The 21,205-nt window shown below is 73.3% G+C and carries 19 protein-coding genes; 6 read left to right on the top strand and 13 right to left on the bottom strand.

Annotation, left to right across the window (positions count from 1 at the left end; genetic code table 11):
- Nucleotides 1–213, top strand: a 213-nt coding sequence (locus ABD944_RS37875; RefSeq protein ID WP_345185685.1) for a hypothetical protein, incomplete at its 5' end; no start/stop codon positions are given.
- 58 nt (nt 214–271) lie between these two features.
- Here ABD944_RS37875 and ABD944_RS37870 read toward each other — a convergent pair.
- Nucleotides 272–2,710 (bottom strand): bifunctional acetate--CoA ligase family protein/GNAT family N-acetyltransferase, encoded by a 2,439-nt coding sequence (locus tag ABD944_RS37870; protein ID WP_345185683.1) that lies wholly within the window; start codon nt 2,708–2,710, stop codon nt 272–274.
- A gap of 168 nt (nt 2,711–2,878) precedes the next feature.
- On the opposite strand from ABD944_RS37870, the gene ABD944_RS37865 reads away from it, so the two are divergent.
- The gene (locus ABD944_RS37865; protein ID WP_345185680.1) at nt 2,879–3,802 is read left to right on the top strand and encodes a carbohydrate kinase family protein; all 924 of its coding nucleotides are present in this window, start codon (nt 2,879–2,881) and stop codon (nt 3,800–3,802) included.
- Nucleotides 3,803–3,813: 11 nt separating this feature from the next.
- On the opposite strand, the gene ABD944_RS37860 is transcribed toward ABD944_RS37865, so the two are convergent.
- Nucleotides 3,814–4,851 carry a LysR family transcriptional regulator gene (locus ABD944_RS37860; protein WP_345185677.1) on the bottom strand — a complete coding sequence of 346 codons (1,038 nt, stop codon included), beginning with the start codon at nt 4,849–4,851 and terminating at the stop codon, nt 3,814–3,816.
- Between the two features lie 468 nt (nt 4,852–5,319).
- Nucleotides 5,320–7,413, bottom strand: a complete 2,094-nt coding sequence (locus tag ABD944_RS37855) for a RecQ family ATP-dependent DNA helicase (protein WP_345185673.1) — start codon at nt 7,411–7,413, stop codon at nt 5,320–5,322.
- Nucleotides 7,414–7,845: 432 nt separating this feature from the next.
- Between ABD944_RS37855 and ABD944_RS37850 the strand changes: the two genes are divergently transcribed.
- Genes ABD944_RS37850 through ABD944_RS37840 form a run of 3 tightly spaced genes read left to right on the top strand, consistent with a single transcriptional unit; the run spans nt 7,846 to nt 10,720 of the window.
- Complete coding sequence (locus ABD944_RS37850) at nt 7,846–9,174, top strand: threonine/serine exporter family protein (RefSeq protein ID WP_345185670.1); 1,329 nt, start codon at nt 7,846–7,848, stop codon at nt 9,172–9,174.
- Nucleotides 9,175–9,232: 58 nt separating this feature from the next.
- A complete protein-coding gene (locus ABD944_RS37845) occupies nt 9,233–9,559 on the top strand; it encodes a hypothetical protein (RefSeq protein ID WP_345185666.1) in 327 nt (108 codons plus the stop codon).
- 9 nt (nt 9,560–9,568) lie between these two features.
- On the top strand, nt 9,569–10,720 hold the full coding sequence (locus tag ABD944_RS37840; protein WP_345185660.1) for a DUF6745 domain-containing protein: 1,152 nt from the start codon (nt 9,569–9,571) through the stop codon (nt 10,718–10,720).
- Between the two features lie 60 nt (nt 10,721–10,780).
- Here ABD944_RS37840 and ABD944_RS37835 read toward each other — a convergent pair whose 3' ends face one another.
- Entirely contained in the window at nt 10,781–11,323 is a 543-nt protein-coding gene (locus tag ABD944_RS37835) for a YdeI/OmpD-associated family protein (RefSeq protein ID WP_345185657.1), read from the bottom strand.
- Nucleotides 11,324–11,411: 88 nt separating this feature from the next.
- On the opposite strand from ABD944_RS37835, the gene ABD944_RS37830 reads away from it, so the two are divergent.
- Nucleotides 11,412–12,410: a helix-turn-helix transcriptional regulator gene (locus tag ABD944_RS37830; protein ID WP_345185654.1), complete on the top strand. Its 999-nt coding sequence runs from the start codon at nt 11,412–11,414 to the stop codon at nt 12,408–12,410.
- 7 nt (nt 12,411–12,417) lie between these two features.
- Here the strand turns inward: ABD944_RS37830 and ABD944_RS37825 are convergent, their stop codons facing one another.
- The 9 genes from ABD944_RS37825 to ABD944_RS37785 form a co-directional block, all read right to left on the bottom strand.
- Nucleotides 12,418–13,272, bottom strand: coding sequence for an STM4011 family radical SAM protein (locus ABD944_RS37825; protein WP_345185652.1), 855 nt, complete (start codon nt 13,270–13,272; stop codon nt 12,418–12,420).
- Nucleotides 13,272–14,552, bottom strand: a complete 1,281-nt coding sequence (locus ABD944_RS37820) for an STM4012 family radical SAM protein (protein ID WP_345185650.1) — start codon at nt 14,550–14,552, stop codon at nt 13,272–13,274. Before ABD944_RS37820 ends, ABD944_RS37825 begins: the two co-directional genes overlap by 1 nt.
- Nucleotides 14,549–15,349: an STM4013/SEN3800 family hydrolase gene (locus tag ABD944_RS37815; protein WP_345185647.1), complete on the bottom strand. Its 801-nt coding sequence runs from the start codon at nt 15,347–15,349 to the stop codon at nt 14,549–14,551. The genes ABD944_RS37820 and ABD944_RS37815 overlap by 4 nt, the downstream gene beginning before the upstream one ends.
- Complete coding sequence (locus ABD944_RS37810) at nt 15,337–16,407, bottom strand: STM4014 family protein (RefSeq protein ID WP_345185645.1); 1,071 nt, start codon at nt 16,405–16,407, stop codon at nt 15,337–15,339. The genes ABD944_RS37815 and ABD944_RS37810 overlap by 13 nt, the downstream gene beginning before the upstream one ends.
- On the bottom strand, nt 16,404–17,357 hold the full coding sequence (locus ABD944_RS37805) for an STM4015 family protein (protein ID WP_345185643.1): 954 nt from the start codon (nt 17,355–17,357) through the stop codon (nt 16,404–16,406). The genes ABD944_RS37810 and ABD944_RS37805 overlap by 4 nt, the downstream gene beginning before the upstream one ends.
- Nucleotides 17,354–18,346: an STM4015 family protein gene (locus tag ABD944_RS37800; RefSeq protein WP_345185641.1), complete on the bottom strand. Its 993-nt coding sequence runs from the start codon at nt 18,344–18,346 to the stop codon at nt 17,354–17,356. The genes ABD944_RS37805 and ABD944_RS37800 overlap by 4 nt, the downstream gene beginning before the upstream one ends.
- A 106-nt stretch (nt 18,347–18,452) precedes the next feature.
- The gene (locus ABD944_RS37795) at nt 18,453–19,268 is read right to left on the bottom strand and encodes a MetQ/NlpA family ABC transporter substrate-binding protein (protein ID WP_345185638.1); all 816 of its coding nucleotides are present in this window, start codon (nt 19,266–19,268) and stop codon (nt 18,453–18,455) included.
- 29 nt (nt 19,269–19,297) lie between these two features.
- Complete coding sequence (locus ABD944_RS37790) at nt 19,298–19,954, bottom strand: methionine ABC transporter permease (protein ID WP_345185634.1); 657 nt, start codon at nt 19,952–19,954, stop codon at nt 19,298–19,300.
- On the bottom strand, nt 19,951–21,009 hold the full coding sequence (locus tag ABD944_RS37785; RefSeq protein WP_345185631.1) for a methionine ABC transporter ATP-binding protein: 1,059 nt from the start codon (nt 21,007–21,009) through the stop codon (nt 19,951–19,953). The genes ABD944_RS37790 and ABD944_RS37785 overlap by 4 nt, the downstream gene beginning before the upstream one ends.
- Nucleotides 21,010–21,205: the final 196 nt, after the last annotated feature.

Genomic DNA, 21,205 nt, shown 5'->3' with positions numbered 1-21,205 from the left:
GTGCCCCCCGAGCCGCCGCCCGGCCCCGCCCCGGGCCCCGCGCCGCGGCCGCCCGAGCCGATCCCGCCCGGCCCCGCGCCCGATCCCGTGCCGCCCGGCCCGCCGCCGGAGCCGTCCCCGCCCCCGCCGGGGCCCGAGCCGATCCCGCCCGGCCCCGCGCCCGATCCCGTCCCGCCGACGCCGGAGCCCAGCCCTCCCCCGCCCCCGGGCTGACGGCGGGCACGCCGGAGGCCCGGGGCCGGTGTCCAGGCCCCGGGCCTCCGGGCCCGAGTCACAGGCGGCGCGGCTCCAGTTCGGGGCGCGGCCCCAGGGGACGCTCCAGCGTGAGCGTCGCCGCCCGCACCGCGACCCCCGACGGACCCACCATGACGGGGCTCAGCTCCAGCCGCGCCACCTCCGGAAGGTCGTAGCCGAGGCGGGACGCGCGCAGCAGCAGCTCCTCCAGCGCCCCGAGGTTCACCGGATCGGCGCCGCGGTGCCCCAGCAGCAGCGGGGCCGTGCGGATCGCGCGGATCATCTCCGCCGCCTCCGCGTCCGCCAGCGGCGACAGGCGGTAGGCGCGGTCGTCCAGCAGCTCGGCGGTCTCGTCGGCGATCCCGAACGAGATCAGCGCGCCGAACGAGGGGTCCTCCCTGACGACGATGCGGGTCGCCACGCCGTCCGTCCCGCCCGCGAGCCGGATGCCGTAGCAGGCCAGCAGCTCCGCCGCCTGCTCCGGCGCGACCTCCACGGGGCCGCCGTCGCCCAGCCACCCGGCGACCAGCTCCCGCGCCTTGGCACGGTCCACGTCCTCGAACACCGGCATGCGGCCGGGCGGGCGCCGCCGCCACCGCGCGTACCGGATCACGTACGCCAGCGCCCGGACGGCGTCCTCGGGCGCCGTGTAGGACGGCACGGAGCCCTCCGCGGGCATCCCGTCCGGGCCGGTGACGCGCAGGTCGGCGGGCATTCCCTCGGTGCCGAGATAGGTCGCCACGATCGGTTTGCGGCCCTCGGCGGCCAGCCGCAGGATCCTCTCGGGGACGCGCACGTCGTAGCCGCCGATCGTCGGGGGCGTGAACAGCGCCACTACCGCGTCGACCGTGTCGTCGTCCAGCGCGCCGGCGAGGGCGGCCTCGTAGTCGTCGGCGTCGGCGCGGGGACCGAGGTCGATGCGGGGCCGGACCTCCAGCCCGAGCGCGACGGCCTCGTCCTGCGCCAGCAGGCCCAGCGAGTTGGAGTTGTCGATGATCGCGATGCGGTCGCCGGCCGGGAGCGGCTGGTAGGCCAGCACCTGCGCCACGTCGAACAGCTCCGCCAGGTCGTCCACCCGGATCACGCCGGCCTGCTCGAACAGCGCGCTGACCGCGTGGTCGGGCAGTGTGAGCGCCCGCGCCGCGTGCCCGATCGGGACGCCCTGCGTGCTGCGCCCGCTCTTCACCGCCACGATCGGCTTGCGGCGGCCGAGCCTGCGCGCCAGCCGCGCGAACTTGCGGGGGTTGCCCAGCGACTCCAGGTACAGCAGGACGGCCCTGGTCGCCGGGTCCTCCTCCCAGTACTGCATCAGGTCGTTGCCGGAGACGTCCGCCCGGTTCCCCGCCGAGACGAACGTGGACAGCCCGAGACCGCGCGCGGCCGTCCGCTGCAGGATGGCGATGCCCAGCGCGCCGGACTGGGAGAAGAACCCCACCGGGCCCCGTCCCGGCATGGTCGGCGCCAGGGTCGCGTTCAGCCGCACGTCGGTGTCGGTGTTGGCGATGCCGAGGCAGTTGGGGCCGACGACCCGCATCCCGTAGGCGCGCGCGAGCCGCACCAGTTGCTCCTGGGCGGCCCGTCCCTCCTCCCCGACCTCGCCGAAGCCGGACGACACGACGACCAGCCCCCGCACGCCCTTGCCCGCGCACTCCTCCACGACCTCGTGGACGGCGTCGGCCCGCACCGCCACGACCGCGAGGTCCACGTCGTCCGGGATCTCCAGGACGGACGCGTACGCGCGGACCCCGGCCACCGCGACCGCCGTCGGGTGCACCGGGTACACGGGCCCGCTGAAGTCCCCGGCGAGCAGGTTCCGCAGGACGGTCCGGCCGACGCTGTGCTCGGCCCGGCTCGCCCCGACCACCGCCACAGACCGCGGGAACAGCAGCCGCTGTATCGAGCGCGCCTCTGCCCGGTGCTCGCGCGCCGTCATGACCTCCAGCGAGGTGTCGGTCGGCTCCAGGTCGAGGACGAGCTCGATCACGCCCTCCTCGAAGCGCTGCTCCGCCCGGTACCCGGCCTCCCGGAACACCCGGGTCATCCGGCGGTTGTCGGGCAGGACGCTCGCCACGAACCGGCGCACCCCGCGCTCGCGGGCCGCCGCCGCGATGTGCTCCAGCAGCACCGCGCCGAGCCCGCGGCCCTGGTGCGCGTCCTCCACCAGGAACGCCACCTCCGCCGTCTCCGGCCGGTCGGCGAGCCGGTCGTAGCGGACGACCGCCACCATCTCCCCCGCGATCGTGGCGATCAGCGCGGCGCGCCGGTCGTGGTCGACGGTGGTGAAGTGCTCGATCTCGCGGTCCGACAGCCGGGGGCGCGGCGAGAAGAACCGGTAGTAGATCGACTCCGGGGACAGCCGCGCGTGGAACGCGCGCAGGAGATCGGCGTCCTCGGGGCAGATGGGGCGCAGATGGGCCGTCCCGCCGTCGCTGAGGACGACGTCGGCCTCCCACTGATCCGGATAACGCTCGGTCACGTACCCGAGGGTAAGGCACGGATGCGTCACGGTCCCGCGACGAAAAAACCGGCTTCCTCGGTTTCGCTGCGCGTTCGAGACCTAATCCGGGCTCCGAAGCTGTTACGGTCGAGCACACGTCCAAGAATTGCCGCTCGCGCGGGCCGTGTTGATCGAGGTGATGACTCCATGACGCGCGTGGTCGTGGTCGGCGATCTTATGACAGACACCGTGGCGCGTGCCGCGTATCCCCTGGCCAAGGGGAGCGACACGCCCGCCGCCGTGACGACGCACGGGGGTGGCTCCGGCGCCAACGTGGCCGCATGGCTCGCCGTGGAGGGGACCGACGCCGCCTTCGTCGGCCGCCGCGGCTCCGACATCGCCGGCCGGAACCGGGACATGGAGCTGATGGGCTACGGCGTCGACGCCCGCCTCGTCATGGACCAGGAACGTCCCACCGGCACCTGTGTGGTCATGGTCACCCACAAGGGCGACCGGACGATGCTGTCGGACCCCGGCGCCAACGCCGCCCTCCTCCCGGAGGACATCGAGCGCTGCAAGGACCTGTTCTCCGGCGGCACCCACCTGCACCTGTCGGGTTACGCCCTGATCAACGAGGGGTCCCGCAAGGCGGCCATCCACACCCTGGAGATCGCCCGCAAGACGCAGATGTCGGTCTCCGTGGACGGCGGCTCGTCCTCCCCGCTCAAGCGGATGGGCGCCGAGCCCTTCCTGGAGTGGACGCAGGGCGCCCGCCTCCTGGTCGTCAACGCCAAGGAGGCCGAGATCCTCACCGGCCGCGACACGCCCGAGCAGGCCGCCAAGGTGCTGACCGCCTGGTACCCGCAGGTCGTGATCACGAACGGCGCCGACGGGGCCCTGTGGTACACCAACGGCCGTCCCGAGCCGGTCACCGTCGCGGCGGAGCCCGTCGAGAAGATCATCGACGGCACGGGCGCCGGCGACGCGTTCATCGCCGGGTTCCTCCCGCCGTGGCTCGACGGCAAGCAGCCGGCCGACGCCCTCACCGCGGGCTGCCGCCTGGCCGCCCGCGCCATGCAGCACCTGGGCGCCCGCCCCACCCTCGACGTGGTCGACAACCAGATCAAGTAGGGCGGGGCCGCTCAGGCGAGCGGAGTGTAGGTGCGGACGTCCTCCCTGACCGCGTCCCAGAGGCGGTTCAGGGGGTGGCCCGCGTCGTAGCGTTCGAGGTCGGCGCGGCGGACGAACGCGCCCGTCATGAACTCGGCCCTGGGCTCCAGGTCGTCGTCCAGCCCGATCGCACGGAGCGGGACGGCGTCGGGGTCCTCCTGCGCGGCCATGCCCCGCCCGATCGAACCGGTGACGATCATGCAGCCGCGCACGAACCCGGATCGCAGCAGCGACAGCCCGTAGTGCACGTCGTCGATGTCGGCGACGACGTTGAGCCGCTCGCGGAAGTTCGTCCCGTACCAGGTGGCGAGCAGGTCGGCGACGAGCCCGGCGGGCGGCACCACCAGCGGGATGCGCCCGAGGCGGCTGGTCTGCACCGGCGTGCCGGGCAGCTCGCCCTCCGGCAGATTGGTGAGCAGCAGCGCCTGGCCCCGGGCGTACTCGACGACCTCGTACTCCTGGAGGCGCAGGTCGCCCTCCGGGGTGCTGACGATGCTGCCGCAGATGAGGTCGACCTGGCGGGTCTCCAGCCGCGACCACAGGTCCTTGGTGCGGACGTGGGCGACCTTGAACTCGACCTCGCGCTGCCGGAACTCCTCCGAGACCCGGTCCCAGGCCCGGGAGACGATCGGCAGCGTGAACTCGGTGGTGCCGACCGTCAGCATGCGGCCGAGGCGGCGCCGGCTCCAGTGAATGGACTCCAGCCATTTCTCGAACGTCGTGCGCGCCAGTTCGACCGTCGTCTCCCCGGTCGGCGTGAACAGGTAGTCCTTCCCGCGCCCCTGCCGGACGGTCAGGACCTCCCCGCACAGCACCTGGCTGTTGCGGTTCAGCGTGTCGAGCTGCTTCTGGACGCTCGACTGCTCGCGCCCCAGCACCCGGGCCGCCCGCAGCGCCGAACCGGTCTCGTGCACCACCAGCAGGGTCCGCAGCTGGTCGAACGTCATGTCGAGCAGGCCGGGCGGACAGTCCAGCAGCGAGTCGAGGGTCGGGGGCACGGGGAGGGACATTACTACCTCTTCCGGGGACCCACGGAAATGGCCGCGGGGCCAACTAAGCGGGAAATGATGACATTTCCGCCTGAACTTATCTCAAGATGTTCTCCTAAACAACTGGACAGAGTTTTCTAACCTCTAGAACACTTTCCCTCGAGCCGCTCCACCGCCGCCGTCACCCGTCCCACTCCCAGGACGGCGGCGCTCCCGGGCGTGCCCCGGCGGTGCCGGCCGCCGGGGCCGCCGCCCGGCGCCCTGGTCTCCCGTTCGCCGCGGCTCTTCTCCGCCGCGGCGCCGGGAACGGACGCCGGCCCGTGCGCGGGGCCGCGCGCACGGGCCGGCCCGAGAACGTCCCGCCCGCGCCCACGGGGGCGCGCGGGCGGCACACCCCCGCCGGGCCGGCATCGGGGCCCCGAGGGCCCCGATGCAGCCACCGCAAGACCCGCCTACGCGACCGGGCGGGCGTGGGGGTTCGGGTGCGGGTCAGGTGGGGGTGGCCAGGGTCAGGGGGAGGGTCGAGCGGGCGCCGGACTCCTTCAGCAGGCGGGTCGCCACGGTCATCGTCCAGCCGGTTTCCATGCGGTCGTCCACCAGGAGGATGTGGCCGGGGTTGTCGGCCAGGGCCTCCGCCAGGTCGGTGGGGATGGTCAGGCTGTGCCAGACGGAGCGGAGCCGCTGGGCGCTGTTGTGCCGGCGCGGCACGGGCTCGCCGACGGGGACCAGTTCGCCCAGGTAGGGCAGGCGGCCGATCTGGGCGATGCGCTGCCCGAACGTCGTGACCAGGCGGGGGCGGGAGCGGGAGCCGATGGTGACGACGCCGGTGGGGCGGGCCGCCCAGTCCCAGGCGGCGAGGACCTGGACGACGGCGTCCACCAGGTCGGCGGGGACCTCGGTGTCGCCGGCGGCGAACAGGTCGCGCAGGCGGTTGCCCCAGCCGATGTCGGTGAGGCGGCCGAGCGCCCGCCCCGTCTCGGCCTGGAGCTCGGGCTTGATGCGGCCGGAGACGCCCAGGTCGTCCTTGACGCCGGTCGGCCACATGCGGCGGGGGGCGATGTCGACGCCGGGACGGTGCAGGCGGTCGCGGGCCCGGTCCGCGCTCTCCCGGGTGACGTCGGTGGGCCGGTGGCGGCCGGTGCAGTTGTCGCAGCGGCCGCAGGGGCCCGCGTCGGGGTCGTCCAGCTGGCGGCGCAGGAACTCCTCGCGGCAGCCGGTGGCCGCGATGTAGTCGAGCATCGCCTGCTGCTCGCGGCGGCGTTCGGCGGTGACGCGCTCGTAGCGCTCGCGGTCGTAGGACCAGGGCTCGCCGGTGGACGTCCAGCCGCCCTTGACGCGGCGGGCGGCGCCGTCCACGTCGAGCACCTTGAGCATCATCTCCAGGCGGGCCCGGTTGAGGTCGACCAGCGGTTCCAGGGCCGTGGTGGAGAGCGGGCGGCCGGCGGAGTCCAGGACGTCCAGCGTGCTGCGGACGATGTGCTCCGGCGGGAAGGCGAGGCTCGCGAAGTAGGCCCAGATGTCGCGGTCCTCCCGGCCGGGCAGCAGGATCACCTCGGCGCGGTCGACGCCGCGGCCGGCGCGTCCGATCTGCTGGTAGTAGGCCACCGGGGACTGCGGGGCGCCCACGTGGACGATGAAGCCGAGGTCGGGCTTGTCGAAGCCCATGCCGAGGGCGCTGGTGGCGACGAGGGCCTTGAGCTTGTTGTCGTGGAGGTCGCGCTCGGCCTGGAGGCGCTCGGCCTGCTCGGTCTGGCCCGAGTAGGCGGCCACCTCGTAGCCGCGGTCGCGGAGCCACGCGGTGATCTCGTGGGCCGCGGCGACCGTGAGGGTGTAGATGATGCCGCTGCCCGGGAGGTCGCCGAGGTGCTCGCCCAGCCAGGCGATGCGCTGCTCCGCGGTGGGGAGGCTCACCACGGCGAGGTGCAGCGAGTCGCGTTCGAGGGGGCCGCGCAGGACCAGCGCGTCGTCGCCCGCGAGCTGCTCGGCGACGTCCTTGGTGACGCGGGCGTTGGCCGTCGCGGTGGTGGCGAGGACCGGGATGCCGGGCGGCAGCTCGGCCAGCAGGGTGCGCAGCCGCCGGTAGTCGGGGCGGAAGTCGTGGCCCCAGTCGGAGATGCAGTGCGCCTCGTCGACCACGACCAGCCCGGCGCCCGCGGCGAGCTTGGGGAGGACGAGGTCGCGGAAATCGGGATTGTTAAGCCGCTCGGGGCTCACCAGCAGGACGTCGACCGCGCCCTCCTCCACCTCGGCGAAGACTTGGTCCCAGTCGCCGGTGTTGGAGGAGTTGATCGTGCGGGCGCGGATGCCCGCCCGCTCGGCGGCGTCGATCTGGTTGCGCATCAGCGCCAGCAGCGGCGAGACGATCACGGTCGGGCCGGCGCCGCGCTCGCGCAGCAGCCGGGTCGCCACGAAGTAGACGGCGGACTTGCCCCAGCCCGTCCGCTGGACGACGAGGGCGCGCCGCCGCTCGACGACGAGCGCGCTGATCGCCGTCCACTGGTCGTCGCGCAGGCGCGCGTGGTCACCGGCGAGGGCGCGCAGGCACCGCTCGGCCTCGTCGCGCAGACCGTCCGAAGAACTCATGCGTCCTTGCTACCAGTGCTTCGGAGCACACCACACCAGAATCGAGTTCTGTGGAAAACAGCGGAGGCCCTCTTGGGGGGTCGGCGCCCGGCGCCCGCGCGGTGACGCCGACGAGTGCGGAACCGTGCGGGTCGTGCTCACCGATCGGGGAACCAACACCCTGGAGCGCCGGCCCACGTCCACGGACGGGCGCCGGACGGCGAACCAGCCGGTCACTCTTCTGGTTCAGCAGGTGGACGCGGCGGCACCCGGCGTCCCGGCCGCCGCCCGCGCGGGCGGTCGACCTCTGCGGAAGGGGTGGGACGCAGGCCACGGATTGGGGACACCGGGCTGGTGGGTAGCCTGCCAGTCAAGATCGGTTCATGGGCGGGAAGGGACACCGGCGGGGGTATGGGCGCGGCTGATCGCTTGCGGCGGACATGGCAGGTCCTCATGGACGGGTCGCCCCCGGAACCGCCCGAAGACGAGCCCGGCGAGGTCGTCGACCCGCGGGCCATCGACCTCGTCCTGCGGGTGGGCGAGCTCCTCCTGGCCAGCGGCGAGACCACCGAGCGCGTGAACGAGGCCATGCTCGGCCTGGGCGTGGCCTTCGAACTCCCCCGGTGCGAGGTGCAGGTCACCCTGACGAGCATCCTCGTCTCGGCGCATCCGGGAGGGGGCGCGGCGCCGATGACCAGCGCGCGTTCCATCCGGCGGCGGACCCCGGCCTACTGGCGGCTCACGGCGCTGCACCAGCTCGTCCAGGACGCCTCCATCGGCATGCTCGAACTGGAGGAGGCCCACAAGCGGCTCGCGGAGATCAAGAGGGGCGGCCCTCCGTACCCGACCTGGCTGCTGGTGGTGTCCCTCGGCCTCATCGCCGCCTCGGGCAGCGTGCTGTCCGGCGGCGGACCGCTGGTGGCGACCACCGCGTTCGTCGCCACGATGCTGGGCGACCGCACGGCCGCCGCGCTGGCGCGCCGCGGCATCGCGGAGTTCTTCCAGTTCGCGGTGGCCGCGGCGATCGGCGCGGCGGCGGCCGCGGGGGTGGTGGCGCTGGGCAACCCCGGCCAGGCCGCCACGATCGTCACCGGCTCGATCCTGGCGCTGCTTCCGGGGCGCCCGCTGGTGGCGAGCATCCAGGACGGCATCACCGGCGACCTGGTGAGCGCCGGCGCGCGGATGCTGGAGGTCTTCTTCATGATCGCGGCGATCGTCGCCGGGCTGGGCGCCGTGGTGTACGCCGCGGTCAGCATGGGCGTGCCGATCGACGTCCGGCACCTGCCCACCCCGTCGGCGAGCCTGGAGCCCGTCGCCGTCATCGCCGCCGCCGCCATCTCGCTGTCGTTCGCGGTGTCCCTGGCCGCCCCGCGGGACGTGCTGACCACCGTCGCCCTCGGCGGCGCGCTGATCTGGGTGCTCTTCGTGCTGGCCCGCGGATGGCACGTTCCACCGGTCCTGGCCGCCGCCGTGGCCGCCACCATCGTCGGCGTGATGGCGAGCTGGCTCGCCCGCAGGCACGGGGAGCCCGTCATGCCGTTCGTCGTCCCCGCCATCGGCCCGCTGCTGCCGGGGACCGCGCTCTACCGGGGCATGGTCGAGCTCAACACCGGTTCGCCGCAGGCGGGCGTGCTGAGCCTCATCGGAGCGGTGTCCGTGGCGCTCGCCCTCGGCGCCGGCGTGAACCTCGGCGGCGAACTCGTCCGCGCGTTCCAGCACGTCGGGCTGAGCGCGTCCGGCCGCTGGGCCCGCCCCGCCGCCCGCCGGACCCGCGGCTTCTGACCCCCGCCGCCCTCGTCGGGGGGCGGGTTCTGTCGGTGGCGGGCGTTACGTTCGCCGCATGTACCGACAGGGAGACGTCCTGATCCTGCCCGTGCCCGAGGAGACGGTTCCGCAGTCCGTCCGCGAGCTGCCGCCGTCCCCGCGCGACGGCCGGGGCCGCATGGTGCTCGCCCTCGGCGAGGCCACCGGGCACGCGCACGCGCTGGCCGCGCCCGGCACGCTGCTGCGCACCCCCGACCCGCTCGTGCCGGACCACCTGCACCTGCCGTCCGGCGGGCGCCTGGTGCACGAGGAGCACGCGGCGATCACCCTGCCCAAGGGCTGGTACCGGGTGATCCGCCAGCGCGAGTACGTGCCCGGTTCCGTCCGCGTCGTGGCCGACTGAGGAGGCGGGATGCTCACCGGAACGGTACGCGAGACCCACTTCGTCGTCGGCGACTGGCAGGCGGCCGGGTTCGCCACCGGCCCCGCCGACCGGGCCCGTGCCGAGGCGGGCGTGGCCGCGGCCTACGCCTCCGCCGGGCTGAAGCCCCCCGAGCGGTACCTGTGGGTGCCCTCCCCCGCGCGCGGCGCCGTCGCGGCGGCCGTGATCGCCGGGCACGGCGAGGCGCTGGAGGCGGCGGGGCTCGACGACCTCCTCGAACATGCCCGCGCCGACCTCGGTGACCTCGCGGCCGGGCCGAGCGTCCTGACGGACGTGCGCACCCGCCCCTGGGAGGCCGAACGTGCGGCGGCGTGTTCCGAGCAGGGGCCGGAGCAGTGGCCGCGCACGTGGGCCGACACCGGCGGGCTCCTGTGGGACCAGGTGCAGGCACTCGTCGCGCGCGTGCGCGGGGCGTGCGGCGAGCAGGCGACCGGCCGGTCCCTCGGTGCGCGGAGAAGGCGGTCGACCCAGGAGAAGCGCGAGGCAGAATCGCTGCTGCGCGCGGCCACGCTCGACGCCGTCCTGGGCCAGCACGACGCACCGTGGCTGGCGTTGTTCGAGTCGCTCGGACGGCTCGACGGCCGGCTGGCCGGCCTGGCGGAGGTGGCCCGGTCCGCCGGCTGGTGGTGGCCCTACGAGCGGCTGGTGATCCTGTCGGAGCGGCCGAGCGAGCTGTACCGCGACGAGCCCGGGCGGCTGCACCGCGGGGACGGCCCCGCCCTCGCCTACCCGGACGGGTTCGCGCTGCACGCCTGGCGCGGCATGCCGATCCCGGCGGGCTTCGTCGCGTCGCTGAAGAACCTGACGCCCGACCGCATCTCCTCCGAGCAGAACGCCGAGCTGCGCCGCGTGATGCTGGAGATCTTCGGCTACGACCGGTATCTGGCCGAGACCGGCGCGCGTCCCCTGCACCGGGACGAGACGGGCGTCCTGTGGTCGATCGAACTGCCGGGCGACGAGCCGGTGGTCATGGTGGAGGTGGTCAATTCGACCCCCGAACCGGACGGGACCCACCGCACCTACTACCTGCGCGTCCCGCCGGACACCCGCACGGCGCGCGCGGGCGTCGCGTGGACGTTCGGCGTCGACGAGGCCGACTACCACCCCGAGAAGCAGACCTGAATCCGGCAAGCGGTTCCGGCCGGACACCGGTCGAAACCGCCACGGTTCCGGCGATCGGTTTCAGCGGTCCTGCAACTCGGAGAGCGCCCTGTTCAGGCGGGTGGCGCGCCCGGCCGGGGTCCGGGCCTTGAGCAGCGGCAGGATCATCAGGTAGCGGGACGTCTTGTCGAGCGCCTCGAAGCGGGCGGCGGCCTGCGGGCAGGTCGCGAGCGCTGCCGCGAGGTCGGGCGGGACGGTGGCGTCGTGCTGGGCGGTGTAGGCGGCCGCCCACCGTCCGTCCGCCTGGGCGGCGGCGACTTCGGCCAGGCCGGGCGGGCGCATCCGCCCGGCGGCGGTCAGCGCCTCCACCCGCTCGACGTTCTTGCGCGACCAGGAGCCCCCCTTGCGGCGGCGCGAGTACCGCTGCAGGTAGAAGCGCTCGTCGTGGGTCCGGCGATGGCTGTCGATCCAGCCGTAGCACAGCGCGATCTCCAGCGCCTGCGTGATCGTGACGGAGGCGGCGTCCGACCCCTTCTTGGCGATCTTCAGCCAGGCGCCGTCCCCGCTCTCGTGGTGCTCGGCCAGCCACGCCTCCCACTCGGCGGCGTCCGCGAAATGCATCATCGGTGGTTCCCCTCTCGGTGGGCGACGCCTTCCATGCTTCCGGGTAAAGTGCTCATCCTCTGAGCACTTTCTGCGGAAATCCGGGTTCATGCGCGCTGACCGCCTCGTCGCCGTCCTGCTGCTGTTGCAGGTCCGCGGCCGTGTGACCGCCGCCGACCTGGCGGCCGAGCTCCAGGTGTCGGTGGCCACCGCCCGCCGCGACCTGGAGGCGCTCGCGTCGGCCGGCGTCCCGGTCTACCCGCAGCCGGGCCGCGGCGGCGGCTGGCAGCTGGTCGGCGGCGCCCGCACCGACCTCAGCGGTCTGACGGCGGCCGAGGCGCGGGCCCTGTTCCTGCTGGTCGGCCCCGCCGCCGCCGTCTCGCCCGAGGCCAGGGCCGCGCTGCGCAAGCTCATGGGAGCTCTGCCGCGGACCTTCCGCACCGATGCCGAGGCCGCCATGGACGCGACGTTCGTCGACCCCGTCCGGTGGGGTGAGCGGGACCGTCCCCGGCCCGCGATGGTCGACCTGCTGCAGACCGCCGTGATCCGCCGCCTCAGGGTCCGCCTGACCTACGCCGGCCGCACCGGGGAACCGTCGGAACGCCTGGTCGACCCGTGGGGCCTGATCGACAAGGACGACGTCTGGTACCTGCTGGCGGGCACCGAGCGGGGCCGGCGGACCTTCCGCGTCGACCGGATCACCCGGGCCGAGCCGACCGGCCTTCCCGCCGAACGCCCCGGCGACTTCACCCTCGCCACCGCCTGGCAGGAGGTCACCGACGAGATCGAGAGCCGACGCTCGCGGACGTGGGCGACCGTGCTCGTCGAGGAGCGGTTCGTGCCTGTCCTGCGCGACCAGTTCGGGCGGCATTGCCACACCGACGGCGAGGCGGGCGACGGGCGTGTCCGGGTGCGTCTCGCCGCCCCGACGCCACTGGACATCGCCCGCCACCTCGCCGGCTGGGGCACGCTGCTCGACGTCGTTGAGCCGTGCACCGTCCAGCGCGAACTCGCCCGGATCGGCGCCGAACTCGCCGGCCGCTACGCCGCCGATCCGGACGGGCGGAGCGGGCAAGACCAAGCTCCGGGTCAGGGCCGGGGGCGCTGAACGGCGGTCAGGGCTGGTCGAGCAGGGCGGGGATGCGTTCGAGGATGCCGCCGGCGAAGGTGTCGTAGAGGCCGAGGGGTTCGAGGTGCACGTAGCCGATGTGGCAGTCGCACGTGTCGAGGGGGCACGGGCGGGGCGCCAGGGCGGCACGGAACGAGCCGTCGTAGAGGTTGCCCAGGACGGACGGGACGAAGTGGCAGCGGCGCACCGTGCCGTCGCCGTCCACCGAGACGACCGTGTCGCCCGTCCGGCAGGAAAGGCCGCGGCTGGCGTGCGGGTGGCGGCTCACGGGGAACAGCGGGTCGATCTCGGTCCAGGAGGCGGCCTCGGCGTCGTCGTAGGTGCGCCCCTCGGCCGCGTTGACCCAGAGATAGGTGCCGGCGGGAAGGTCGGCCCGGAGGCGGCGGGCGGCGTCGAGGTGCTCCGGCTGGCCGACGATGCCGACGCTGAAGCGGACCCCGCGCTCCGCCAAGTCATGGCATTTGCCCAGGAACCGCTCGTAGGGGACCTGGCCGGGGTGGTAGGTCGCCCACAGCGCCAGCCGTGTGAGGTCGGCGTCGGCCGTCCAGGAGACGCGGTGGCTGAGGTTCGTCTGGATCGCGACCCGGTCCACCTGCGGAAGGCGGCTGAGGCCGGTCAGGGCGCGCCGGTACCAGGAGCGGACGAGCCCCTCGCCCCACGGCGTGAAGAGGACCGAGACGCGATGGTCGCAGCCCGACACCCACTCCGTGAACCGTTCGAGCGCGGCGCGGTCGGCGCGAAGCTGTTCCGGGGTGTCGCGACGCTTGGCGAACGGGCAGTACGGGCAGTCGTAGTCGCAGCTGGCGAGCGGCCCCCGGTAGAGGATCGTCAGATGGTCCATCACCGCGCCTCGTAGGACGCCATCAGCGCCTGCACGCTCGAGGAGAAGAGCGCCGGGCCGACGGCGTCGGAGTAGGCGAGCCCTTCGGGGGTCAACCGGAGGACGTCTTCGGAGGTCTCCAGCCATCCCCGCTCGGCGAACGGCTTCAGGTCGGCGGGGAAGTCGTCCATCGGGTCGCTCCCGAAGCGCGCACGGTAGGCGCGCAGGTCGACGCCGGCCGCTTGCAGAAGGGACTGGACGAGATGCCGCCTGCGGCGTTCGTCGTCGTCCAGGGTGAATCCGACGCGGGCGGTGGTGAAGTCGGTCTCGCGCACGTAGTCGTCGATGATCGAACGGACCTGCCCGGCTCCGACCGCGTACTCGAACGAGTAGTGGAGGCGGGAGGTGTAGGAGCGTGCACCGCAGCCGAGGCCGACCATGCCGTCGGTCTGGCAGCAGTACTCCGTGCCGCCCGCGCCCGATGACGGCAGCCGGAACATCCGCATCGACACCTGCTCGTAGCCTTCGCCGAGAAGGTGGTCGCGGCCGAGCCTGTAGAGGGTGAGGCGCTGGTCGTCCCAGTCCTGGGCGCGGCGTCCGAGGCCGGTCAGCGGGCGGACGTAGAGCGGGTACAGGTAGATCTCCTCCGGACGCCATGTGAGAGCGGCGTTCAGGGAGTGCAGCCACGTCGCGGGTGTCTGGCCGTCGATGCCGTAGATGAGGTCGATGTTGAGGATCGGGAACCCCACGGCGCGGATGCGGTCCAGCGCGGCCTCCACTTCGGCGCGCTTCTGCGGCCGGACGGCCGCGCGCGCCTCCTCGTCCAGGAAGCTCTGCACACCGATGGAGACGCGGGTGGTGCCGTGTTCGGCGAGGACGGTCAGCCGGTCGGTGGTGGCGGTCGCCGGGGACGTCTCCACGCCCAGCGGGATCGACCCGAATCCGGGGAAGCGTCCGGCGATGCCGCAGAGCCGTTCCAGCTCGGACGCGGTGAAGTAGGTCGGCGTCCCTCCGCCGAAGGCCGCGGTGGCGAAGGCGGCGCCGTCCAGGGCGTCCAGGACGGCGGTCGCCTGGCGGTCGAGCGCGTCGAGGTAGGCGCCGGTCAGCTCCTCGGGCGCGCCGGTGCGGGTGAAGAGGTTGCAGAAGCCGCACCGCATCTCGCAGAAGGGGACGTGCAGGTACAGGAAGAGTGCGTCGAGCGACTCCCCCGCCCATACGTCGCGCAGCCCGGGCGCCGGTCGCAGCGGACGGTAGGCGGTCTTGTGCGGGTAGGCGTACACGTACGCCTGGTATGGATTCACGACAGAACGAACTCCCCGTACGGAACGGTCCAGACGACTTCATGGCCGATGCGGTGGCCCGTGTGGCCGTCCTCGCCGTACGCCGTTCCGTGGTCGGAGCAGACGATGACGAAGCACGGCCGGCGCATCAGTGCGAACAACCTGCCCATGTGCGCGTCCACATGCCGGAGGGCGGCGGCGTGACTCGCACGGGTGTCTCCGTTCGAGCTTGTGGCGCCGTCCAGGTAGAACCAGTTGGGCTGGTGCAGGGACGCGACGTTGAGCAGCAGGAACAGGCGCCGTTCGGCAGGCAGCCGCGCCACGACCTCGGCGATCCGGTCGATCTGGTTGGGCAGCGACTCCGGGTCGGTCACGCCGAACCCGCGCTCCCAGTGGCTTTCGGCGAACAGGGACGGCAACGCCGACCCGAGCGGTGTCAGCTTGTTGAAGAACCCGACGCCGCCTACGCAGACCGTGTGGTAGCCAGCCGACGCAAGGCCCGTCGGCAGGTCGGCGGCGTCGAACGTCCACGTGCCGGGGGCGGTGGTCTCGCTGCCCGGGAAGGCTCCGGCGAACAGGCGCGGATGCGGGCCGGGCGACGCGGGCGTCGGCAGGAAGCCGGCCAGCATCGCCGCGTGCGCGGCGTAGGTGAAACTGCCGGGTGTGTGGCGGCGCTCCCAGCGGCCTTCTGGAAGCAGCCCGGCGAGCGTGGGGGTCTCCCCCGCCGCGGCCAGTTCGGCGGCCACGTCGTAGCGCAGAGTGTCGAGGGTCACCAGCAGCACGTCGTGGCTGCCGATGATGTCGTTCATGTCGTGCATGCCTGCACCAGCGACCTGACCTGGGCGCCATAGGTGTCCAAGCCCTCGGCGGAGCTTCCCGGCAGGCCGGTCAGCCCGGGCAGCAAATCGCCGAAGGCGTTCACCTCGCACACCGCGAACCGCTTCAACCCGAAGCCCACGAGCAGGTCGACGCCGACCATCGGGCTGCCCGGGAAACAGGCGGCGGCCCGCGCGCACACGTCCAGGACCCGTCTCCAGCCGTCCTCCCCGAGCGCGTGCCTCACCGCTTCCAGGTCCCCCCTGGAGCCGCCCAGGTGCAGGTTCGTCATCGGGGTCCGGCTGGTGCGGACGACCGCGTGCGTGGGCTCGCCGCCGATGACGACGACGCGCAGGTCGAACACGCGCCCGCCGAGCGCCGCCTTGGGCAGCCACCGCTCGACGTGCAGGCCGTCCGGCGCGAGCAGGTCGATCAGCGTCGCGACCTCGTCCTCGGTCTCGTACGAGCGGACGCGCAGCGAGTTGACCAGCCGGCCGCCGGTCAGCGACGCCGACGTCACGGCCCGCACGCGGCCCGGCGCGGTCTGGAGCGCGACCACCCCGGAGGCGGAGGACCCGTGCGCCGGCTTCACGAACACCCGCCGCTCGCCCGCCTCGTCCATCCGGGAGCGGAGTGCCGCGTACCCGTCGACCTCGGGCAGGGCGACCGGGACGGGGACACCCGCGGAGAGCAGCCGGGCATGGGTCAGCCGCTTGTCGAACATGACCGCGATCTCGTCGACGTCGCCGAGGACGCGGGCGCAGGCGGCGGAGGCCGCCGACGACAGCCGCCGCAGCGCCGCCGTGAACGTCCGGTGCCAGCGCGCCCCGCCGCCGACCCGCTCGGGCGCGCCGGGGCCGCGCAGCAGCGCGTCGGCCCCGGCGTCCTCACCGGGCGAGTCGACGCGGACCAGTTCGCCCGCCTCGAAGGAGAGCGGGAGGCCGCGCAGCACGTCCGTCCAGGGGACGAGCCGGGGTTCGGGCAGCCCGGCGGACCGGCACGCCGCGGCGAACAGCGCGGGACGCCGGTCGCCGGGCGCGCCGACCACGGCGAGCGTCATTCCGACACCGCGACGTAGGAGTCGCTGAAGAGCCATTCCTGGTCCCGCCACGCCGGCTCGCCCAGCGCGTCGGTGAGATCGAGGTCGACGCCCGGCAGCGCCGCACGGAGCCGCTCGGCCATCGGCTCGCTCAGGAAGGCGTGGTGCAGATCGAGGCTGCGCAGGTGGGTGAGGGGCTGCCCGGACAGCAGGGCCTCCGCTCCCTGGTCGGACAGCATCCCCATCGCCAGGCTGAGGGACTCCAGCCGGGCGACGACCGGCGCGCTCGCCAGGGCCTCCGCCAGCTCGTCCTGGAACGGGCCGTTCTCCAGGCCGAGGTGCTTCAGGGAGGGGAACCGCTCGCCGGTGAGGAAGGGCGCGAAGTCCTCGGCCGAGGACGACCCGCCGTGCTGCTCCGAACCGATCCACAGGTCCAGGTGCTCCAGTGCGGGCAGGTCGCCGCCCGCGACCGCCCGCACGACTTCGGCCGGCAGCCCGCCGGACTCGATCCGCAGGGCCTTCAGCCGCTCGTGGCGCAGGGGCTCGAACCGCAGGTCGGACGCGCCCCGGATCTCGAAGTGCTCCAGCCCTGGGAAGGCCGCGAACAGCGGCGAGATGTCGCCGTTCTGGATCCAGGAGATGTGGCATTCCCAGTCGAGGATGTCGCCGAGGAACAGCGCGCGCAGGCGGGGGAAGCGCCCGGCGTTGTCCACCAGCCACTGCACCGGGTCGAACTCCTCGCGGGAGAACCCCCAGAAGCCGATGACGAGGTGGGTGACCTTGGAGGTGTCGACCGTCTTCAGGAGGAGGTCGAGGTTCTCGGGGACCTCCGCGCCCCACGCGCCGTTGTCGTGGACGTGGTGGTAGACGCCCCAGGCCACCTCGCCCGGGTCCGGCAGCGGGCCGTCCGGCTCGCCGTCGAAGGTGTGGACGGGCAGCCCCGCGAACGTGGACAGGCGTTGCTGGATCATTCGGACACCGCGATGTAGTGCCAGTCGCCGTCCGGCTTCTCCTGGTCGTCCAGGTCGACCTCGACGCCGGGCAGCGCCGCCCGCACCCGCTCGATCATCGCGTCGGACAGGAAGTGGTGGTGCAGGTCCAGCTTGCGCAGGTGGGTGAGCGGCTGGCCGGCCAGCAGCGCCTCGGCGCCCCGGTCGGTCAGGACGCCCATCGCCAGGCTCAGCGACTCCAGCCGGGCGACGACCGGCGCGCCGGCGACCGCCGCCGCGACCTCGTCCTGGATCTCGCTGTCCTCCAGGCCGAGGTGGCGCAGCGCCGGCAGCCGCTCGCCGGACAGGAACGGCGCGAGGTCGGCGACGGTGGCGTCGCCGCCGTAGTTCGCCTCGCCGAGCCACAGGTCGAGGTGCTCCAGGTTGGGCAGCTCGCTCGCGCCGACGGCGCGGACGATCCGCGCCGGCAGCCCGCCCGACTCGAAGCGCAGCACCTTCAGCCTGTCGCTCTTGACCGGGTCGAGGACGAGCTCCTGCGCGCCGCGCACCTCCAGCCGCTCCAGGTCGGGGAACGCGGCGAACAGGGGCGTGATGTCACCGTGCTCGATCCAGGAGATCTCCGCCTCCTCGCCGGTGATGTCCCCGAGGAACAGCGACCGCAGCTTCGGGAACGACGCGGCCGCCCCGGTCAGCATCTGCACCGGGTCGGGGACGTTCTCCAGCTCGTAGGACGCGCCCCAGTAGCCGATGATGAGCGCCGTCACCTCGGTGGTGTCGACGGTCTCCATGAACCGCGCCCAGACGTCGCCGAACGGCTCCTCGTCGAAGGAGGTGCCGACGAACCAGGCGGCCTCGCCCGCGGGCGGGAAGTCCTCCCCGCTGACGGGATCGGTGCCCGCGCCGCGGCCGTCGTCGTCCTCGGTGCCGTCCTCCTCCTCGGTGCCGGTGTCCTCGTTGAACGTGGCCACCGGCAGGCCGACGTACTCCTCAAGGTGCTGATAAATGGCCATGAGTCCCCTTCGCCTGATCGTCGGCACTTGTCCTATCAGGACCGACGGACAGTCCGCGCCGCTTTCCGGGGTTCGGAGAACGGCCCGGGCCTGGGACGAAGCCGGATCAGGAGGCGATCAGCACCGACCCCTTGTACTTGTCCTCGACGAACTTCTTCACCTCGGGGCCCTGCAGCAGCTGGACGAGCTTCTTCACGCGCGGGTCGTCCTTGTCCTCCGGCAGCGTCACGATGCCGTTGGCGTAGGGGTTGCCCTCGGCCTTCTCGGCGGCGAGCGCGTCCCTGTTCGGGGCGAGCCCCGCCTCGATGGCGTAGTTCCCGTTGATGACCGACAGGTCGACGTCCTCCAGCGAGCGGGGAAGCTGCGCGGCCTTGAGCGGCTTGAACTTCAGGCCCTTGGGGTTGCTCGCGACGTCCCGCTCGGTCGCGCTGGTCGGCGCGTCCGGCTTCAGCGTGATCAGGCCGTTGTCGGCGAGCAGCTTCAGTGAGCGGCCCTCGTTCGCCGGGTCGTTCGGCACGGCGACGGTCGCGCCCTGCGGGACGGCCTGCAGGCTCTTCACCTTCTTCGAGTACACGCCGAGGGGCTCCAGGTGCACGGGCGCGACGAACGCCAGCTTCGTCCCGGACTTCTTCTCGAACTCCTCCATGAACGGCACGTGCTGGAAGTAGTTGGCGGTGACCTGCTTCTCCTTCAGCGCGGTGTTGGGCTGCTGGTAGTCGCTGAAGGTGACGATCTCCAGCTTGAGCCCGGCCTTGCCCGCCAGGTCGTCCTTGACGTACTTGAGGATGTCGCCGTGCGGGACGGGGTTGACCGCGACCTTCAGCGGGGCGTCCGGGTCGTCGGACGCCGACGAGGAGCCGCAGGCGGTGAGGCCCGCGAGGAGGACGGCGGAGGCCAGCGCGGCGGTGAGTCTGCGAAGCACGAGGGGTGCCTTTCTCTGTGGGGTCGGTGCTACTTGTGGGTCAGGCGGCGGGCGACGAGGTCCCCCGCCGCCTGGATGATCAGGACGATGACGACCAGCAGCGCCACGGTGGAGACCATGACCTTGGTCTCGAAGCGCTCGTAGCCGTAGACGACGGCGAGGTTGCCGAGCCCGCCGCCGCCGACCGTCCCGGCCATGGCCGTGTAGCCGATGAGCGCGATGACGGTGACGGTCAGGCCGGACACCAGGCCCGGCCGCGCCTCGCGCAGCAGGACCTTGCCGACGATCTCGCGCCGGGTGGCGCCCATCGCGTCCGCCGCGGCGAGGACGCCCGGGTCGACCTCGCGCAGCGCGATCTCGACGAGCCGCGCGTAGAACGGGATGGCGCCGACCGTCAGCGGGACGATCGCGGCGGCGTTGCCGATGCTGGTGCCGACGACCGCCCGGGTGAACGGGATGATCGCCACCATCAGGATCAGGAACGGCAGCGACCGGCCGATGTTGACCACGACGCCGAGCACGCCGTTGACCGGCGGCGCGGGCAGCAGCCCGCCCCGCTCGGTGATCACCAGCAGCACCCCGAGCAGCAGCCCGAGGACGGCGGTGAACAGCGTCGCGACGCCGGTCATGTAGAGGGTCTCGCGGGTGGCGGGCCACAGCAGCGGCATGACCTCGTCCCAGCTCATCGGGTGTCCTCCTGTACGGGGTTCGCGGCCTGCACCGGGTTCGCGGCCTGCACCGGGTTCGCCGCCCGCACCGGGTTCGCGACCTCCACGGCGAGGCCGGACTCGCGCAGGAACGCCAGCTGCGCGGCGTTGGCCTCCGGCTCGCCGGGCAGTTCGAGCTGTAGCCGGCCGAAGCGCTCGCCGCCGACCGTCTCCACCGCGCCGCCGAGGATGTTGACGTCCAGCGCGTACTTGCGGGCGAGCGCCGACACGAACGGCTCGTCGGTCGCGCCGCCGGTGAAGGTGACCTCGACCAGCGTCCTGCCCTCGCGGGGCTCGGCGGCGGGCAGCGGGAACAGGCCGCGCGCCAGCTCCGAGCCCGGACGGGCGAGCAGCGCGGGCACCGGCCCGGACTCGGTGAACCGGCCCTCCCGCATGACCGCGGCCGAGTCGCAGATGCGCTTCACCACCTCCATCTCGTGGGTGATGAGCAGGATCGTGAGGCCGAGCCGGCGGTTGAGGTCGCGCAGCAGCTCCAGGATCGAGGCGGTCGTCTCGGGGTCGAGCGCCGAGGTCGCCTCGTCCGACAGCAGCACCTTCGGCCGTCCCGCGAGCGCCCGGGCGATGCCGACGCGCTGCTTCTGCCCGCCGGAGATCTGGGCGGGGTGGGCCTTCGCGTGCTCGGTGAGCCCGACGAGGTCGAGCAGCTCGGCGACGCGCCCGGTCCGCTCGGCGCGCGGGACGCCCATGACCTCCAGCGGGAACGCGACGTTCCCGGCGACGGTCCTGCTGCCGAGCAGGCCGAAATGTTGGTGGATCATGCCGATGCCCTGGCGCGCCCGGCGCAGCTCCCCGCCGCGCAGCGCGAGCAGGTCCCGGCCGCCGACCACCACGCGGCCCTCGTCCGGGCGCTCCAGCAGGTTGACGCAGCGCAGCAGGGTGCTCTTTCCGGCGCCGCTGCGGCCGAGCACGCCGAAGACCTCGCCCTCGGCGACGGTCAGGTCGACGCCGTCGACGGCGGTCACCTCGCGGCCGCGGCCGCGGTAGACCTTTCGAAGTTTTTCGATCTGAATCACAGGGAATCACCCATGCGGACGGGGGCCGCCGGACGGGCGGCGGCGTTCGGGACGGGTCGGCGATCGGGACGCGCCGGGCGTCAGAGGACGCGCCGAGGAGGCGCCGCGCGGGTCAGGAGCGACCGGGCGGGTACGGCGCGTGGCTCAGCAGGTGGCGTTGGAAGAACATGCGCGACTCCAGGGGGTTCGGAGTTCG

Source organism: Actinomadura verrucosospora, from assembly GCF_039540335.1.
In the GTDB taxonomy this organism is placed as follows: domain Bacteria; phylum Actinomycetota; class Actinomycetes; order Streptosporangiales; family Streptosporangiaceae; genus Spirillospora; species Spirillospora verrucosospora.
Note: the sequence above shows the minus strand (reverse complement) of the source record. Positions and strands in the feature narration are given on the sequence as shown.

What these genes read in the sequence shown, in the direction of transcription:
- ABD944_RS37800 (WP_345185641.1), bottom strand. Translation starts at nt 18,346, where the DNA reads ATGGCCATTTATCAGCACCTTGAGGAGTACGTCGGCCTGCCGGTGGCC.
- ABD944_RS37855 (WP_345185673.1), bottom strand. Translation starts at nt 7,413, where the DNA reads ATGAGTTCTTCGGACGGTCTGCGCGACGAGGCCGAGCGGTGCCTGCGC.
- ABD944_RS37825 (WP_345185652.1), bottom strand. Translation starts at nt 13,272, where the DNA reads ATGGACCATCTGACGATCCTCTACCGGGGGCCGCTCGCCAGCTGCGAC.
- ABD944_RS37805 (WP_345185643.1), bottom strand. Translation starts at nt 17,357, where the DNA reads ATGATCCAGCAACGCCTGTCCACGTTCGCGGGGCTGCCCGTCCACACC.
- ABD944_RS37865 (WP_345185680.1), top strand. Translation starts at nt 2,879, where the DNA reads ATGACGCGCGTGGTCGTGGTCGGCGATCTTATGACAGACACCGTGGCG.
- ABD944_RS37830 (WP_345185654.1), top strand. Translation starts at nt 11,412, where the DNA reads ATGCGCGCTGACCGCCTCGTCGCCGTCCTGCTGCTGTTGCAGGTCCGC.
- ABD944_RS37850 (WP_345185670.1), top strand. Translation starts at nt 7,846, where the DNA reads ATGGACGGGTCGCCCCCGGAACCGCCCGAAGACGAGCCCGGCGAGGTC.
- ABD944_RS37845 (WP_345185666.1), top strand. Translation starts at nt 9,233, where the DNA reads ATGTACCGACAGGGAGACGTCCTGATCCTGCCCGTGCCCGAGGAGACG.
- ABD944_RS37860 (WP_345185677.1), bottom strand. Translation starts at nt 4,851, where the DNA reads ATGTCCCTCCCCGTGCCCCCGACCCTCGACTCGCTGCTGGACTGTCCG.
- ABD944_RS37835 (WP_345185657.1), bottom strand. Translation starts at nt 11,323, where the DNA reads ATGATGCATTTCGCGGACGCCGCCGAGTGGGAGGCGTGGCTGGCCGAG.
- ABD944_RS37810 (WP_345185645.1), bottom strand. Translation starts at nt 16,407, where the DNA reads ATGACGCTCGCCGTGGTCGGCGCGCCCGGCGACCGGCGTCCCGCGCTG.
- ABD944_RS37790 (WP_345185634.1), bottom strand. Translation starts at nt 19,954, where the DNA reads ATGAGCTGGGACGAGGTCATGCCGCTGCTGTGGCCCGCCACCCGCGAG.
- ABD944_RS37840 (WP_345185660.1), top strand. Translation starts at nt 9,569, where the DNA reads ATGCTCACCGGAACGGTACGCGAGACCCACTTCGTCGTCGGCGACTGG.
- ABD944_RS37815 (WP_345185647.1), bottom strand. Translation starts at nt 15,349, where the DNA reads ATGCACGACATGAACGACATCATCGGCAGCCACGACGTGCTGCTGGTG.